The organism is Pseudomonas sp. LBUM1661 (assembly GCF_059695925.1).
Genome location: NZ_CP166794.1, coordinates 1,443,832 through 1,459,421, shown reverse-complemented (window position 1 = coordinate 1,459,421; position 15,590 = coordinate 1,443,832). Strand labels below are relative to the sequence as shown.

Genomic DNA, 15,590 nt, shown 5'->3' with positions numbered 1-15,590 from the left:
TCCACCGCTTTTGCGAGCAAGCCCGCTCCCACATGGAATTTGAGATGTCAGTAAGACGGGTATTTCACCGCCATTGGCCCCAGTGAAAAATACCTTTATGCCCCCCTTCCCAAGCCCGTTGCGAAGCCTAGAATAGCGGCCTTGTCTGCCCCACCGTGTCCCCCATCCCTCCTTTGATTATCGCCCATGTCCGAAGCCAGTCCGTGTCTGAATTGCGGTGCCTGCTGTTCTCATTTTCGCGTGTCTTTTTTCTGGGGTGAATGCGCCTCGGCCGGGGGCACGGTGCCCGACGAGCTGGTCGCGCCCATCAGCCCGAGTCGGGTGGCCATGCTCGGCACCGACTGCAAACCCACCCGCTGCGTCGGGCTGGTCGGTGAAGTGGGCAGCACCGTGCAATGCTCGATTTACGACCAGCGCTCCAGCACCTGCCGCGAATTCGACGCCTCGTGGGCCAATGGCGAGGCAAACGTGGATTGCGACGCGGCCAGGGCCGCGTTCGGGCTGCCAGCGCTGCAACCCGAGTACGAAATGCTGGAGCAGATCGCTTAAGGCATGGCGCCAATCGCTATAAAGCCAATTCCAAAATCATTGAAAGCAATGTGCCGGCGGCGCCCCCCGCGCCACGCCGAAATCAACCAGCGCAAGCCGTCGCGCAATGTCAGCCCTTTGAATCTGGCTCGCGGTACAACTGCACCAGCGTCGACGGATCTTTTTCCAGGAAACCCTGGCCCCCATGCAGTCGCATCAATTGTGCGGCCAATCCGCTGATGGGAATGGCCGAACCCTGCTCGCGGGAAAACTTCACCGCGCCGTCCAGATCCTTGAGCAACGTGCGCACGTGCCATTTCACCGGTTCGAAGCGGCTTTCGGCCATTTGCGGAGCGAGGAACTGCAAAGGTTTCGAATCAGCAAAACCGCCCGCCAGGGCCTCGGCGATCCGGCTGGCGTCGACGCCGGAGCGCTCGGCCAACGCCACCACTTCGGCAATCACCAGCGCATTGCAGGCCACGATCATTTGGTTACACGCCTTGGTCACCTGCCCTGCCCCGACGCCGCCCATGTGCGTCACGCGCTGGCCGAGGCTCAACAGCACCGGCCTGACGCGTTCCAGGTCCGCCGCGTCGCCGCCCACCATGATCGCCAGGCTGCCGACCTCGGCACCGATCACTCCACCGGACACCGGCGTATCCAGCCATTTCATGCCGGTTGTGCTGACCAGCGTCGTCGCCATTTCCCGCGTGGCGGTAGGTTCCAGGCTGGAAAAATCCACCAGCAACTGAGCGCTTTTTGCCCCCTCGGCGACCCCGGCCGGACCAAAAACCACCTCGCGCACCACTGCCGTGTCCGCCAGGCACAACATCACCACATCAGCGTGCTGGCACAGCTCGGCCGGTGTGGCGACCTGTCGTGCGCCGGCCTCGACCAGTGGCGCGCACTTGGCCGGATTGCGGTTCCACACGATCAGCGGATAGCCCGCCGCCAGCAGGCGCCGACACATCGGCAAGCCCATCAGGCCGATCCCGGCAAACCCCAATGAAGGTAGCGTTGCCATCATTTGGCCTCCTTTTGATTAAAGATCAGTGAATATTGGCCGATTCATCATGACTTAGGAAAGGATTCCCCCGAGCGACGTTCAGACCAAGATTCTGACGCTTGGGCCAAATACGCGCTGAACAAAAGACGCGAGCTCCCATCCGTGATGGTTTGACGACAGCCTGTCGCCCAACCAACCAGTCCAGGTACATGGCGCACAATGACTTCTAAAAACAATCCGGCCACTGCGATATCCGATCTGACGCTGAGCCCAGCGGCGAACAGCCCCGCGCCCTCGAAGCCATTGACGCCATCGCGCCCGCTGGCCACTCAGCAATACCTGTACTTCACCGAAACCAACACCGACCGCATCCTCGACAACCTCGATGGCCTGCGGGACATGGTGTTTCCGCGCCCACCGCACCTGGAAGGCGACAGCGAACAGCACAACGATCAGGAATTCCCGTCGGTGTGCCTGATCGGCCTCGGTCGTTGCGGTTCGAACATTGCGCTGGATGTCGCGGAGCTGGTGTACAACGCCCGCAAGTTCTACCTCAACGAATTCAACAACGAAGACCGTCTCTCGCCGGACAAACGCTTCGCCGAAAAGGGCTACAGCCCGGCGCAGTGGATTCGCAACAACCTGCGCCTGGGAACGAACAAGGCCGCCAAACCGGTGTTCCTCGTAGAACCGCTGGTGATGCTCGGCGACCTGGACAAGGACATCGCCGGTCGCATCCGTTTCTCACGCAAGGGCGAAAAAAGCGGCTTTTTGCGCGACTACAGCAAAATGAAAATCATGGACTTGTCGGAAGTCCACGCCGGTGGCGCCGGTAACGCGCCGATCCTCGGCCAGTACCTGGCCAAGATCATCCTGAACAAGGACACCCAGCGTTTCTCCAGCCCCGACTGGAAGATGATTCACTCGTACCTGATCGACAGCTGCGGCATCAAGGCCAACCAGTCGCGCCTGTATTTCTCGATCTTCAGTGCCGGCGGCGGTACCGGTTCGGGCATGGCCTCGGAATTCGGCCTCGCCCAGCAACACTCGTACATGAACAAGACGTTCGACACCAAGCCAATGGACGAGCACGACGGCAAGAGCGGCCACTCGTTCGTGTTCGAGCCGATTTTCACCAGCGGCATCTGCGTACTGCCGAACATTTCCGATCACCGCAGTGAAATGTCCGAGGCGCTGCACATCAACGCCGGTCGCCTGCTGTGTAAATACCTGTCGGAAGAGTGGGACTTCTCCTACAACTTCGCCAACGAAGACAGCAGCGAAGCCAGTGTCATGGGGCGTATCCGCCCATGGAACGCGATGATGCTGATCTCCAACGACATCATGCGTTATGCCGAAGAAAGCGATGACGGCAACATCCAGAACATCGACGTCAACGCGATGGAAAAGCACGCCAACCAGTACATCTCGCAGCAGATCTTCAACATTCTGACGGCGCAGGCAGTCACCACTGACTACGACCAGAACTATTTCCGTCGCGCCGGCATCGACATCGGCGAAACTATTCGCCTCGACGCCAACGACCTGTTCATGAGCCTGGCCGGCCCGGTGGCGATTGCCTACGCCGAATCCGTGGTGCCGGAAACCCCGCCGCCGAGCAGCGACAAGTTCAAGGTGTTCGAGAAAGAGCCGCAGCGCCTGAACATCGACGATCTGTTCTTCCGTTCCATCGACCTGCCACACTTCAACAAGGTCACCCAGGCCATCGAAGGCATCAGCCTGCTGCCGATCGAGTCCAAGCGTTATCGCGCGTCGCTGGAGCAGTACAAGAACTCGGGGTATGACGCCGCCGCGTTGCACGACTTGCACTTCTTCAAGAACTGCTCGTCGGTGGTGTCGATCGTTTCGTTGCCGAAGGACTACAAGCTGTCCTACATGGACCTGAACCGGTTGAAGACCCACCTCAACAGCCTGTTCCCCAACACCACGCTCAAGCGTTATGCGCTGGTGATCGGCGCGTCGGCCAACTTGTCGCTGACCACCCTGATCGCCAAGAGCCCGTGCCTGTCGGATGATTTCCTGACACTGATCGTGGCGTTCATCAAGCGCTGCTTTGCGAAAAACCCGTACCGCTTCGACGAGACCCTGGACAACTCGATCCTCGACTTCATCATCAACGAAGCGTTTGACGAAGACCTGATCGACGACTTGCTCAATGAGTTCGAGAACCCGGCGAAGATCCTCGACACCAACTGGTATGCGATCAAACCGATGTACGAAAAGAAGTACCGCGAATTGATCAACGACAAGGACAAGTTCGTCTCGATCAACGACATTCGTTTGTCGCGCGATTGCGTGAAGAAGGCGATCAAGTACCTGCGCGAGATTTATCGTCACCGGATTGGCAAGACCAAGGTTATTTCGCTGAATAACCATACGGGCAAGACTTTCTCGGTCTGAACTGACAACGCGTCGCTTCAATCGCTAGCAGGCTAGCTCCCACAGGTTATCGCCGACCTGTGGGAGCTAGCCTGCTAGCGATGGCGCCCTCAAAAACACCGCAAAACAACATCCAGAAACAATTAAGCAGCCCTCAGGCTGCTCGCTCAACTGTTCCCGTTACGTTTACGTCACCGTGAGGCTGTGGCCTTTCTCTACGGCAACGTGCCATCACGCTACTCGGCTACACACTTTTAGCCGATCAAGCGGCGCACTGATTTAGCGCGGCATGTCAGCTCGTCGCCCTTTCCTGGATCAAAATCCACGGTGAAACGACCACCGCCCACAGCTCCGGATCACGTTCGAAAAGATCCAGCGCCCGCGTTTCAGACAGCTTGGCGACCTTGTCGGCAGCCAGCCAGGCAGCCACTTTCTCGCCTTCGTCGGTCGCCACCGCCTCGGCTGCGGCGATCAAATCCAGACCTGGGTCGACCCACAATAGGGCACCCCTGGCGAAGAACGGCTCCAGCTCCTTCCAGGTAATAGATGCGGTTTCACCAAGCAGCTTGGCATAGAGGGTGCTAGGTTCTTGAGTCATGGGTCCTGTCCGGAAAAGAAATCGACGCAATCATAACGTCGGTGGTCTGGCAGAAAAACCCGGATGCAATTGAGTCACCGATTGAAAAGTGCAGGAAAGCCAAGGATTGCTGTTCATTCAGCCTGAACCCCCGCCGCGATTCTGTCTTTTTCTTTCAAAAAAGCGACACCCTCAGGTTTTGCCCCCTGGCGCCAGCTTCCCAGGCTGACAATCGGCGCTCTACACTGTACCGGTACAGTTGCCGGGGGCATTTTCCGGAGGATATCGAAGATATCTGACCCGGTTCTGCTGCTACGGCGCCAGGACTATAAAAACTACAACAGTAAGAGTGGAGCACTATGACTAAGGCTACTAAGCAGATTTCCAAACTGTTTGCCGCTATGGTTCTGGCCGGGGTTGCCAGCCATTCGTTCGCAGCTGACACCATCAAGATCGGCATCGCCGGCCCTAAAACCGGTCCTGTAGCCCAATACGGCGACATGCAGTTCAGTGGCGCCAAAATGGCCATCGAACAGATCAACGCCAAAGGCGGCGTAGACGGCAAGAAACTCGAAGCCGTTGAATACGATGACGCCTGTGATCCAAAACAAGCGGTAGCGGTCGCGAACAAAGTCGTCAACGACGGCGTCAAGTTCGTGGTTGGTCACCTGTGCTCCAGCTCCACTCAACCGGCTTCGGACATCTACGAAGACGAAGGCGTGATCATGATCACTCCGGCTGCCACCAGCCCGGACATCACGTCCCGTGGTTACAAAATGGTGTTCCGCACCATCGGTCTGGACAGCGCCCAAGGCCCTGCCGCCGGTAACTACATCGCCGACTTCGTAAAACCGAAGATCGTTGCCGTTCTGCACGACAAACAGCAATACGGCGAAGGCATCGCCACCGCTGTAAAACAAACCCTTGAGAAGAAAGGCACCAAGGTTGCCGTGTTCGAAGGCATCAACGCCGGCGACAAGGACTTCTCCTCGATCATCGCCAAGCTCAAGCAAGCCAACGTCGACTTCGTCTACTACGGCGGCTACCACCCGGAGCTGGGTCTGATCCTGCGTCAATCCCAGGAAAAAGGCCTGAAAGCCAAGTTCATGGGTCCGGAAGGCGTGGGTAACGACTCGATTTCGCAGATTGCCAAGGACGCTTCCGAAGGCCTGCTGGTAACCCTGCCGAAATCCTTCGACCAGGATCCGGCCAACATCGCCCTGGCTGATGCGTTCAAAGCGAAGAAAGAAGACCCGAGCGGTCCGTTCGTGTTCCCGGCCTACTCGGCGGTGACCGTGATTGCCGACGGTATCAAGGCGGCCAAGAGCGAAGACGCGGCCAAAGTGGCTGAAGCCATCCACGCCGGCACTTTCAAAACCCCGACTGGCGACCTGAGCTTCGACGCCAAGGGCGACCTGAAAGACTTCAAATTTGTGGTTTACGAGTGGCACTTCGGCAAACCTAAAACTGAAGCTAAGCCTCAGTAAGGCGTTGCCTGACTGACTGCCAACAAAGCCCACGGCGTGCCGTGGGCTTTGTTTTACGAACGTATTGGGCCGCGCTGGCGTGATCCGCCAGTCTCCCCACCTGAAAATCTCAAAACCGTCATCAGCGGTTCGCTGGCAAACCTCGCGTTCGAAGTGGATGCAGATCCACGGGGCTCGAGCGGGAAAATGACTCCACCAGTGAAATGCGTATCAGGTTTTTAGGAGCGCTGTAATGCCTGACATCTATCACTTTTTCCAACAGCTGGTTAATGGTCTGACCATTGGCAGCACGTATGCCCTGATCGCCATCGGCTATACGATGGTTTACGGCATCATTGGAATGATCAACTTCGCCCACGGCGAGGTGTACATGATCGGTTCCTACGTGGCGTTCATCGCCATTGCGGGCCTGACCATGATGGGACTCGACAGTGTTCCACTGTTGATGACCGCTGCTTTTCTCGCGACCATCGTCGTGACCAGTGCCTATGGCTACAGCATTGAACGGATCGCCTACCGCCCCCTGCGCGGCAGCAACCGTCTGATCCCGCTGATTTCCGCCATCGGCATGTCGATCTTCCTGCAGAACACCGTTCTGCTGGCGCAAGACTCCAAGGACAAATCCATCCCCAACCTGATCCCCGGTAACTTCTCCTTCGGGCCAGGTGGCGCACAAGAAGTGCTGATTTCCTACATGCAAATCGTGGTGTTCGTGGTGACCTTCGTCGCCATGCTCGGCCTGACGATGTTCATCTCCCGCTCTCGCCTGGGTCGCGCCTGCCGTGCCTGTGCCGAAGACATCAAGATGGCCAACCTCTTGGGTATCAACACCAACAACATCATCGCCCTGACCTTCGTCATCGGTGCCGCACTGGCGGCCATCGCGGCCGTGCTGCTGAGCATGCAATACGGCGTGATCAACCCGAACGCCGGTTTCCTGGTCGGCCTCAAGGCCTTCACCGCAGCGGTACTGGGCGGTATCGGCAGCATCCCCGGCGCCATGCTCGGCGGGATCGTGCTGGGGGTGGCGGAAGCCTTTGGTGCCGATATCTTCGGCGACCAATACAAGGACGTTGTGGCGTTCGGTCTATTGGTCCTGGTGTTGTTGTTCCGGCCAACCGGCCTGTTGGGCCGTCCGGAGGTTGAGAAAGTATGACTAGGAATCTTAAACAGGCGTTGTTCAGCGCCTTGCTGGTGTGGGCCGTTGCCTACCCGGTACTCGGTCTGAAACTGACCATCGTCGGCATCAACCTCGAAGTCCACGGCACCAGTAACGCCACCCTGATCACCATCGCCGTGTGCTCGGTGCTGATGTTCCTGCGGGTGCTGTTCGACCAGCAGATCAGCTCGGCCTGGCGCTCCTCGCCAAGCATGCCGCTGATTCCGGCCAAGGCCAGTAACTTCCTGACCCTGCCGACCACCCAGCGCTGGATCATCATTGCGTTGATCGCCGGTGCGCTGGTCTGGCCGTTCTTCGGCTCTCGCGGTGCGGTGGATATCGCCACCCTGGTGTTGATCTACGTGATGCTGGGCCTGGGCCTGAACATCGTGGTCGGTCTGGCCGGTCTGCTTGACCTTGGCTACGTCGGCTTCTATGCCGTCGGCGCCTACAGTTATGCGTTGCTGTCGCATTACTACGGTCTGAGCTTCTGGATCTGCCTGCCGATTGCCGGTCTGATGGCAGCCACCTTCGGCTTCCTGCTCGGCTTCCCGGTGCTGCGTTTGCGCGGTGACTACCTGGCGATCGTGACCTTGGGCTTCGGTGAAATCATCCGTCTGTTCCTGCGTAACCTGACCGGCCTCACCGGTGGCCCGAACGGTATCAGCAACATCGAGAAACCGACGTTCTTCGGACTGACCTTCGAGCGTAAAGCAGCCGAAGGCATGCAGACCTTCCACGAGTACTTCGGCCTGGCGTACAACTCGATCAACAAGGTGATTTTCCTTTACCTGGTTGCGTTGTTCCTGGCCCTGGCTGCGCTGTTCGTCATCAACCGCCTGCTGCGCATGCCGCTGGGACGCGCGTGGGAAGCGCTGCGTGAAGACGAAATCGCCTGCCGTGCACTGGGTCTCAATCCTACGGTCATCAAGCTGTCGGCCTTCACCCTCGGTGCCAGCTTCGCCGGTTTTGCCGGTAGTTTCTTCGCTGCCCGCCAGGGTCTGGTGACCCCGGAGTCCTTCACCTTCATCGAGTCGGCGATCATTCTCGCCATCGTCGTATTGGGTGGCATGGGCTCACAACTGGGTGTGATCCTGGCTGCCGTGGTGATGATCCTGCTGCCTGAAATGATGCGTGAGTTCAGTGAGTACCGCATGTTGATGTTCGGCGCCTTGATGGTGCTGATGATGATCTGGCGTCCTCAAGGCCTGCTGCCCATGCAACGTCCTCACATGGAGCTGCGCAAATGAGCCGCGAGATCCTTAAAGTCGAAAATCTGAGCATGCGCTTCGGCGGCTTGCTGGCGGTCAACGGCGTGGCCCTGACCGTGAAGGAAAAACAGGTGGTTGCACTGATCGGCCCTAACGGTGCCGGCAAGACTACCGTGTTCAACTGCCTGACCGGTTTCTACAAACCGAGCGGCGGCAGCATCCTGCTGGATGGCGAGGCGATCGAAGGTTTGCCCGGCCACAAGATTGCCCTCAAAGGCGTGGTGCGGACCTTCCAGAACGTGCGGTTGTTCAAGGACATGACGGCGGTCGAGAACCTCTTGATCGCGCAACACCGCCACCTGAACACCAACTTCCTGTCCGGCTTGTTCAAGACCCCGTCGTTCCGCAAGAGCGAACGTGAGGCGATGGAGTTCGCCGAGTACTGGCTGGACAAGGTCAACCTGACCCAGTTCGCCAACCGTCCGGCCGGCACACTGGCCTATGGTCAGCAGCGTCGCCTGGAAATCGCCCGCTGCATGATGACCCGCCCGCGGATCCTCATGCTCGACGAACCGGCTGCCGGCCTGAACCCCAAGGAAACCGAGGATCTCAAGGCGCTGATCAGCATGTTGCGCGAAGAGCACAACGTCACCGTGCTGCTGATCGAACACGACATGAAACTGGTCATGAGCATTTCCGACCACATCGTCGTGATCAACCAGGGCACGCCCCTGGCCGATGGCACGCCGGAACAGATCCGCGACAATCCTGAAGTGATCAAAGCCTACCTGGGGGAAGCGTAAATGCTGCAATTCGAAAACGTTTCCACTTTCTACGGCAAGATCCAGGCCCTGCACAGCGTCAACGTGGAGATCCGCCAGGGCGAAATCGTTACCCTGATCGGCGCCAACGGCGCGGGCAAATCCACCTTGCTGATGACGCTTTGCGGTTCGCCGCAAGCCCACAGCGGCAGCATCAAGTACATGGGTGAAGAGCTCGTGGGGCAAACCTCGGCGCAGATCATGCGCAAGAGCATCGCGGTGGTCCCGGAAGGTCGTCGGGTGTTTGCCCGCCTGACCGTGGAAGAGAACCTGTCCATGGGCGGTTTCTTCACCGCCAAGGGCGATTACCAGGAACAGATGGACAAGGTTCTCGAACTTTTCCCACGCCTGAAAGAACGCTTCGCCCAGCGCGGTGGCACCATGTCCGGCGGCGAACAGCAAATGCTCGCCATCGGCCGTGCGCTGATGAGCAAACCCAAGCTGCTGCTGCTCGACGAGCCGTCGCTGGGTCTGGCACCGATCATCATCCAGCAGATCTTCGACATCATCGAACAGCTGCGCAAGGACGGTGTGACGGTGTTCCTGGTGGAGCAGAACGCCAACCAGGCGCTGAAAATTGCTGACCGCGCGTACGTTCTGGAGAACGGTCGTGTGGTGATGCAAGGCACCGGTGAAGCCCTGCTGACCGACCCGAAAGTGCGCGAAGCATACCTCGGTGGCTAAGCGATTGCGGTAAACAATAAAACGGCCTTCGGGCCGTTTTTTTATCCCCGCCACAACCCTCAACAACACTGAAAATCCAATGTGTGCGGGCTTGCTCGCTCCCACAGGGTTTGTGTGGAGGCAGATTATCGTTGAAGTCGATCCAGCGCCTCGCCACTGCGCTTGAACCCGCCAATCAGATAATCCACCAACACTTGCGTGCGCTTCGGCAATCCACCCTGATACGGATGCACCAGGTACATCGGCATGCTCCGCGTCTGATAATCGCGCAGGAGCCAGCGCAATCGCCCATCAGCCAATTCCGCTTGCAGCAGGTAAGAAGGTAACCGTGCAATGCCAGCCCCAGCCAATGCGGCTTTTTTCAACAGGCTGTAATGGTTGCTGGCGAACGGCCCTGACACTCGCACCCGCAACAACTCATGTTGCTGGTGATAGAGCCATTCTTCGCGGCCGCTGTAATGGCTGTTGAGCAGGCAGCGATGTTCCGCTAACGCTTGAGGCGTCTGCGGTTCACCGTATTGTTCGAGATAGGCCGGGCTGGCGCAGGTCATTTCGTTCCACGCCAACAAGGGGCGCGCGACCAACCGTTGATCGTTGGCCACTTCGGAACGGACGGCCAAATCAAATCCGTCCCGAGACAAGTCGCGATAGTTGTTACTGAGATCAAGCTCAATCTGCACCTGCGGGTACTTGCTGGAAAACTCCAGCAACAAGCCATCGAAGAATGTTTCCCCCAACGACACCGGAACCGTCATACGCACCGGCCCGGCCATATCGTCCTTCAACCGCGCCAATGCCTGACGCGCCCTCTCCACTTGGACTAGCAACGCCTGTGCTTGTGGCAACAGCGCCGCACCCGCCGCCGTCAGGCTCAAGCGGCGAGTGGTGCGTTGCAACAACACCACGCAGAACCGCGTCTCCAACAGACTGATGCGCTTGGAGAGCTGGCCTTTGCTGCACCCCAATTGCTGCGCCGCCAAGGTGAAACTTCCCGCTTCGATCAACACCGCAAACGCCGCCAGATCATCCATCTCGCTCATGGACTGTTTCCATTTGAAAACCAAAGGTTGCCTATTAGCGCGCTTATCAATGGAAAAAACCACTCTAGACTGAGATCTCTTTCCACTCACACCAGGATCAGCCCCAATGAAAATTCTTTTGATCGGCGCAAGCGGCACCATCGGTTCAGCGGTCGACAAGGAACTGGCCGAGCGTCACGAAATTATCCGCATCGGTCGCAACAGCGGTGATTTTCATGTGGACATCAGCGACAGCGCCTCGATTCGCAAACTGTTCGAGCAAACCGGCCAGTTCGATGCGCTGGTCTGCGCTGCTGGTAACGTGACCTTCGCGCCGCTGGACGAAATGACTGAAGACAGCTTCGCCCTGGGCCTCAAAGACAAACTGATGGGTCAGGTCAACCTGTTGCTGATCGGCCGCGAATTCGCCAACGACGGCGCGTCGTTCACCTTCACCACCGGCGTGCTCAGCCACGACCCGATCCGCAGCGGCGCCTCGGCTGCACTGGTCAACGGTGCCCTCGACAGCTTCGTTCGCTCGGCGGCGATCGAACTGCCACGCGGCCTGCGCGTCAACTCGGTGAGCCCGAATGTACTGGTCGAAGCCATGGGCAGCTACGCGCCGTACTTCCGTGGCTACAAACCGGTTCCGGCAGCGGATGTGGCATTGGCCTACGCCAAAAGTGTGGAAGGCTTGCAGACCGGTCAGACTTTTCACGTCGGCTGATACACAACCCCCTGTAGGAGCGAAGCTTGCTCGCGAAAGCGTTGGGTCATTCAACGACGATGTTGGATGTATCAGCCCCTTCGCGAGCAAGCTTCGCTCCTAGAGGTTGATCGACGGAGACCTGTCGGGGTTGTGATGAACGGTCAGGCTGAGTAACGTGGCGGCACTTGTCAGGAGACCCAAAGATGCGTGTTGCCCGTTCCTTAGTCCTTGTTGCCCTGCTTCCGTTGTTCGCTGCCTGCCAGATGTTCGATGGCTCGCGTGAAAGCGCCGCTCATGTGGGCCAGACCCGCTTGCAGGGCCAGTTGACCGCTGCCGATGGCAAGCTTCTGTTCCAGCCATGCAATGAACAACGCAGCTACGTGGTCAACGACACCGGTGGCACCAGCGTCCTGCAAGAGGCCGCGACCCTGGCCGATGCCCAGGGCAAGCTGTTCGCCGATGTCCGAGGGCGCATCGTTGCCAATGGCGCCGACAGCCGCCTCGATCTGGAGCAGTTGTACCGCGTCGAGCGTTCGGGGGCCGCGTGCAACGATCCCAACTTCAAACTGCTGATCCTGCGCGCCGCCGGCCATGGGCCTGAGTGGAACGTGAAAGTCAGCGGCAAAGGCCTGGTCATCGACCGCGCGGGCCAGCCGCCATTAGCCGTGCCATACGTTGAAGAGCAACTGGGCGATGGCCGCTTCAACCTCAGCACCGAAGCCAATAACCAGCACATCGAACTGTGGGTGGCGCCGCAACGTTGCGTCGACAGCAACACCGGCAGCGTGCAGCACATGAGCGCCGAGCTGCGTATCGACGGCCAGGTTCAGCGCGGTTGCGGGTATTTTGGCGGGGCCCGCGACGACTGATCGTTTTAGCCTCACGGGAATTACCTTTGGGGCTTATAATCTCCGGTTTCAAACGCCTTGGCGCAGTTGTGCGCCCCGCGAACCGGATCCCGTCATGTTACGAATCACCGAACTCAAGTTGCCGATCGACCATCCCGATGAAGACCTGCGCCCTGCCATCGTGCAGCGCCTGGGCATCGCCAGCGATGACCTGCTCGACTTCACCTTGTTCAAGCGCAGCTACGATGCGCGCAAAAAATCTTCCGAACTGTGCTTCATCTACACCATCGACCTCAACGTTCGCGATGAGGCCGCGGTGCTGCACACGTTCGCCGATGACCGTAACGTCAACGTGGCACCGGATGTCAGCTACAAAGTGGTCGGCCAGGCGCCGGCTGATCTTGAGCAACGTCCTGTCGTCGTGGGCTTCGGTCCGTGCGGGATTTTCGCCGGGCTGCTGCTCGCGCAAATGGGCTTCAAGCCGATCATCCTCGAGCGTGGCACCGAGGTGCGTCAGCGCACCAAGGACACTTGGGGTCTGTGGCGTAAAAGCGTGCTTAACCCGGAATCCAACGTGCAATTCGGTGAAGGCGGCGCGGGGACATTCTCTGACGGCAAGCTTTACAGCCAGATCAAGGACCCGAAATTCATCGGGCGCAAAGTCCTGCACGAGTTCGTCAAAGCAGGTGCGCCGGAAGAAATCCTCTACGTCAGCAAACCGCACATCGGTACGTTCCGTCTGACCGGCGTTGTCGAAAACATGCGTGAGCAGATTCGCGCGATGGGTGGCGAGGTGCGCTTCCAGCAGCGCGTCACCGACGTGTTGATCGAGGACGGCCAACTGGTCGGCGTCGAGCTCAATGGCGGCGAGCAGATCCACTCCAGACACGTGATCCTGGCCCTCGGCCACAGCGCCCGCGACACCTTCCGCATGCTGCATGGCCGTGGCGTATTCATGGAAGCCAAGCCGTTCTCGGTGGGTTTCCGCATCGAACACCCGCAGTCGCTGATCGACCGCGCACGCCTGGGCAAATACGCCGGCCACCCGAAACTCGGTGCCGCCGACTACAAACTGGTGCACCACGCCAGCAACGGCCGTTCGGTCTACAGCTTCTGCATGTGCCCGGGCGGCACCGTGGTGGCGGCGACGTCCGAGCCGGGCCGGGTGGTCACCAACGGCATGAGCCAGTACTCGCGTAACGAGCGCAACGCCAACTCCGGGATCGTCGTCGGGATCACCCCGGAAGTCGATTATCCGGGCGGCCCGCTGGCGGGTATCGAGTTGCAGGAACGCCTGGAATCCCACGCCTATGTGCTGGGCGGCAGCAATTACGAGGCGCCGGCGCAACTGGTCGGTGATTTCATTGCCGGTAAGCCTTCCACTGAATTGGGCAGCGTCGAGCCGTCCTACAAGCCGGGCGTTGCCTTGGGTGACTTGGCGCTGGCCTTGCCCGCGTTCGCCATCGAAGCCATTCGCGAAGCCTTGCCGGCGTTCGAGAAACAGATTCGCGGTTACTCGCTGCACGACGCGGTGTTGACCGGGATCGAGACGCGTACTTCATCGCCGCTGCGGATTACCCGCAATGAATCGATGCAGAGTTTGAACGTGAAAGGCTTGTTCCCGGCCGGTGAAGGTGCGGGTTATGCGGGCGGGATTCTGTCGGCGGGTGTGGACGGGATTCGCATCGCCGAAGCCGTGGCCCGAGACATCCTCGGCCTCGAAGCCTGACACATATCCCTGTGGGAGCGAGCCTGCTCGCGATGACGGAATAACATTCAACAGAGATGTTGATTGATCTACCGCTATCGCGAGCAGGCTCGCTCCCACATTGGTTTTTGGTGTGTTAGATGTTGGCGCGGAGCACGGTGTCCGGCAGCGGCTCGCCGCGCTCGACACTCGCCGCCACGGCATCGATCAACCCGCTCAATTCATACCCTTGGGCCTGGAGCCAGGCCTGATCGTAATAGCTGGTTTCATAGCGCTCGCCGCCATCGCACAGAATCGCCACGATCGACCCCGACTCCCCCTCCGCCACCATCTGCCGGGCCGCTATCAAGGCGCCGATCAGGTTGGTCCCGCTCGAACCGCCTACCCGTCGACCCAAACGCTGCGCCAGGTAATGCATGGCCGCCAGTGACAACGCGTCCGGCACCTTGACCATCGCATCAATCACCTTGGGCAGGAACGAAGCCTCGACCCGAGGCCGACCAATGCCTTCAATCCGCGAACCGTGATCCAGTCGCAGGCTGGCGTCGCCGGTCTGGTAGTAATCGAAAAACACCGAACGTTCGGCATCCGCGCACAGCACGCGGGTGCAATGCTGGCGATAACGCACGTAACGGCCCAGCGTCGCGGTGGTGCCGCCAGTGCCAGGACTGGAAATCAGCCAGCTCGGCTCGGGATGCTGCTCGAAACGCATTTGCTGGAAGATCGATTCGGCGATGTTGTTGTTCGCCCGCCAATCGGTGGCGCGTTCGGCGTAGGTGAATTGGTCGATGAAGTGGCCATCGTTTTCCCGAGCCAGGCGCTCAGACTCGGCGTAGATCTGCGTCGGATCATCGACCAGATGGCTCTTGCCACCGTAGAACGCGATCTGCGCAATCTTCTCTTTGGAGGTGCTGGCCGGCATCACTGCAATAAACGGCAAACCCAGCAACCGGGCGAAATACGCCTCGGAAATCGCCGTCGAACCGCTGGACGCCTCGATCACCGGCGCGCCGGGTTTGAGCCAGCCGTTACACAGCGCATAGAGGAACAACGAACGGGCCAACCGGTGTTTCAGGCTACCGGTGGGATGGCTGGATTCATCCTTGAAATACAACTCGATACCCGGCAACCCCGGCAGCGGCAAGGGGATCAGGTGGGTGTCGGCGCTACGCTGGAAGTCCGCTTCGATGATCCGGATGGCTTCGCGGGCCCACTGTCGGTTGTCGCTCATGGTGGTGTTCTCGTCGAGTCGGCCTTGTTGCAAGGCTCAGCCCATAAGCTTAGGAAAAAACCTACATCACGCACAGATACAGCTGAGATCCAATACGCCGGGCAACTGCTAGGCTCAGGTCCGTGCTGATTGTTCGAGCTGTCACGGCATATAACAAAAAAGAATATAACTTTTGTTTTAACAACTAACGGTACGGGTTAGG

General features: G+C 59.1%; 14 protein-coding genes. 10 read left to right on the top strand and 4 right to left on the bottom strand.

The window, feature by feature from the left end:
• Nucleotides 1-186 precede the first annotated feature (186 nt).
• Complete coding sequence (locus ACA057_RS06545) at nucleotides 187-549, top strand: YkgJ family cysteine cluster protein (protein WP_497346855.1); 363 nt, start codon at nucleotides 187-189, stop codon at nucleotides 547-549.
• A gap of 109 nt (nucleotides 550-658) precedes the next feature.
• Here the strand turns inward: ACA057_RS06545 and ACA057_RS06540 are convergent, their stop codons facing one another.
• Entirely contained in the window at nucleotides 659-1,555 is an 897-nt protein-coding gene (locus tag ACA057_RS06540) for an NAD(P)-dependent oxidoreductase (RefSeq protein WP_497346853.1), read from the bottom strand.
• A gap of 198 nt (nucleotides 1,556-1,753) precedes the next feature.
• Between ACA057_RS06540 and ACA057_RS06535 the strand changes: the two genes are divergently transcribed.
• A complete protein-coding gene (locus ACA057_RS06535) occupies nucleotides 1,754-3,955 on the top strand; it encodes a hypothetical protein (protein ID WP_497346851.1) in 2,202 nt (733 codons plus the stop codon).
• Between the two features lie 271 nt (nucleotides 3,956-4,226).
• Here ACA057_RS06535 and ACA057_RS06530 read toward each other — a convergent pair whose 3' ends face one another.
• A complete protein-coding gene (locus ACA057_RS06530) occupies nucleotides 4,227-4,532 on the bottom strand; it encodes a DUF2288 domain-containing protein (protein ID WP_007906642.1) in 306 nt (101 codons plus the stop codon).
• Between the two features lie 338 nt (nucleotides 4,533-4,870).
• On the opposite strand from ACA057_RS06530, the gene ACA057_RS06525 reads away from it, so the two are divergent.
• The 5 genes from ACA057_RS06525 (at nucleotide 4,871) to ACA057_RS06505 (ending at nucleotide 9,873) form a co-directional block, all read left to right on the top strand.
• A complete protein-coding gene (locus ACA057_RS06525; RefSeq protein ID WP_497346849.1) occupies nucleotides 4,871-5,998 on the top strand; it encodes a branched-chain amino acid ABC transporter substrate-binding protein in 1,128 nt (375 codons plus the stop codon).
• 232 nt (nucleotides 5,999-6,230) lie between these two features.
• Complete coding sequence (livH, locus tag ACA057_RS06520; protein WP_497346847.1) at nucleotides 6,231-7,154, top strand: high-affinity branched-chain amino acid ABC transporter permease LivH; 924 nt, start codon at nucleotides 6,231-6,233, stop codon at nucleotides 7,152-7,154.
• On the top strand, nucleotides 7,151-8,407 hold the full coding sequence (locus tag ACA057_RS06515) for a high-affinity branched-chain amino acid ABC transporter permease LivM (protein ID WP_307340688.1): 1,257 nt from the start codon (nucleotides 7,151-7,153) through the stop codon (nucleotides 8,405-8,407). Before livH ends, ACA057_RS06515 begins: the two co-directional genes overlap by 4 nt.
• Nucleotides 8,404-9,171, top strand: coding sequence for a high-affinity branched-chain amino acid ABC transporter ATP-binding protein LivG (gene livG, locus ACA057_RS06510; RefSeq protein WP_497346844.1), 768 nt, complete (start codon nucleotides 8,404-8,406; stop codon nucleotides 9,169-9,171). The genes ACA057_RS06515 and livG overlap by 4 nt, the downstream gene beginning before the upstream one ends.
• Entirely contained in the window at nucleotides 9,172-9,873 is a 702-nt protein-coding gene (locus tag ACA057_RS06505) for an ABC transporter ATP-binding protein (RefSeq protein WP_497346842.1), read from the top strand.
• 125 nt (nucleotides 9,874-9,998) lie between these two features.
• Here the strand turns inward: ACA057_RS06505 and ACA057_RS06500 are convergent, their stop codons facing one another.
• Nucleotides 9,999-10,913, bottom strand: coding sequence for a LysR family transcriptional regulator (locus ACA057_RS06500; RefSeq protein WP_497346840.1), 915 nt, complete (start codon nucleotides 10,911-10,913; stop codon nucleotides 9,999-10,001).
• Nucleotides 10,914-11,019: 106 nt separating this feature from the next.
• On the opposite strand from ACA057_RS06500, the gene ACA057_RS06495 reads away from it, so the two are divergent.
• The 3 genes from ACA057_RS06495 (at nucleotide 11,020) to ACA057_RS06485 (ending at nucleotide 14,178) form a co-directional block, all read left to right on the top strand.
• Nucleotides 11,020-11,619 carry a short chain dehydrogenase gene (locus ACA057_RS06495; RefSeq protein ID WP_497346838.1) on the top strand — a complete coding sequence of 200 codons (600 nt, stop codon included), beginning with the start codon at nucleotides 11,020-11,022 and terminating at the stop codon, nucleotides 11,617-11,619.
• Nucleotides 11,620-11,804: 185 nt separating this feature from the next.
• Nucleotides 11,805-12,470 (top strand): COG3650 family protein, encoded by a 666-nt coding sequence (locus tag ACA057_RS06490; protein WP_497346836.1) that lies wholly within the window; start codon nucleotides 11,805-11,807, stop codon nucleotides 12,468-12,470.
• A 94-nt stretch (nucleotides 12,471-12,564) separates the two neighbouring features.
• Complete coding sequence (locus ACA057_RS06485; RefSeq protein WP_497346834.1) at nucleotides 12,565-14,178, top strand: NAD(P)/FAD-dependent oxidoreductase; 1,614 nt, start codon at nucleotides 12,565-12,567, stop codon at nucleotides 14,176-14,178.
• Between the two features lie 115 nt (nucleotides 14,179-14,293).
• Here ACA057_RS06485 and ACA057_RS06480 read toward each other — a convergent pair whose 3' ends face one another.
• Nucleotides 14,294-15,388, bottom strand: a complete 1,095-nt coding sequence (locus tag ACA057_RS06480; protein WP_497346832.1) for a PLP-dependent cysteine synthase family protein — start codon at nucleotides 15,386-15,388, stop codon at nucleotides 14,294-14,296.
• Nucleotides 15,389-15,590: the final 202 nt, after the last annotated feature.

Bases quoted from the DNA above. Each gene is read 5' to 3' on its own strand.
- ACA057_RS06535 (WP_497346851.1), top strand. From the start codon at position 1,754: ATGACTTCTAAAAACAATCCGGCCACTGCGATATCCGATCTGACGCTG.
- ACA057_RS06545 (WP_497346855.1), top strand. From the start codon at position 187: ATGTCCGAAGCCAGTCCGTGTCTGAATTGCGGTGCCTGCTGTTCTCAT.
- ACA057_RS06515 (WP_307340688.1), top strand. From the start codon at position 7,151: ATGACTAGGAATCTTAAACAGGCGTTGTTCAGCGCCTTGCTGGTGTGG.
- ACA057_RS06540 (WP_497346853.1), bottom strand. From the start codon at position 1,555: ATGATGGCAACGCTACCTTCATTGGGGTTTGCCGGGATCGGCCTGATG.
- ACA057_RS06525 (WP_497346849.1), top strand. From the start codon at position 4,871: ATGACTAAGGCTACTAAGCAGATTTCCAAACTGTTTGCCGCTATGGTT.
- ACA057_RS06505 (WP_497346842.1), top strand. From the start codon at position 9,172: ATGCTGCAATTCGAAAACGTTTCCACTTTCTACGGCAAGATCCAGGCC.
- ACA057_RS06500 (WP_497346840.1), bottom strand. From the start codon at position 10,913: ATGAGCGAGATGGATGATCTGGCGGCGTTTGCGGTGTTGATCGAAGCG.
- ACA057_RS06495 (WP_497346838.1), top strand. From the start codon at position 11,020: ATGAAAATTCTTTTGATCGGCGCAAGCGGCACCATCGGTTCAGCGGTC.
- ACA057_RS06480 (WP_497346832.1), bottom strand. From the start codon at position 15,388: ATGAGCGACAACCGACAGTGGGCCCGCGAAGCCATCCGGATCATCGAA.
- livH (WP_497346847.1), top strand. From the start codon at position 6,231: ATGCCTGACATCTATCACTTTTTCCAACAGCTGGTTAATGGTCTGACC.
- livG (WP_497346844.1), top strand. From the start codon at position 8,404: ATGAGCCGCGAGATCCTTAAAGTCGAAAATCTGAGCATGCGCTTCGGC.
- ACA057_RS06530 (WP_007906642.1), bottom strand. From the start codon at position 4,532: ATGACTCAAGAACCTAGCACCCTCTATGCCAAGCTGCTTGGTGAAACC.
- ACA057_RS06490 (WP_497346836.1), top strand. From the start codon at position 11,805: ATGCGTGTTGCCCGTTCCTTAGTCCTTGTTGCCCTGCTTCCGTTGTTC.
- ACA057_RS06485 (WP_497346834.1), top strand. From the start codon at position 12,565: ATGTTACGAATCACCGAACTCAAGTTGCCGATCGACCATCCCGATGAA.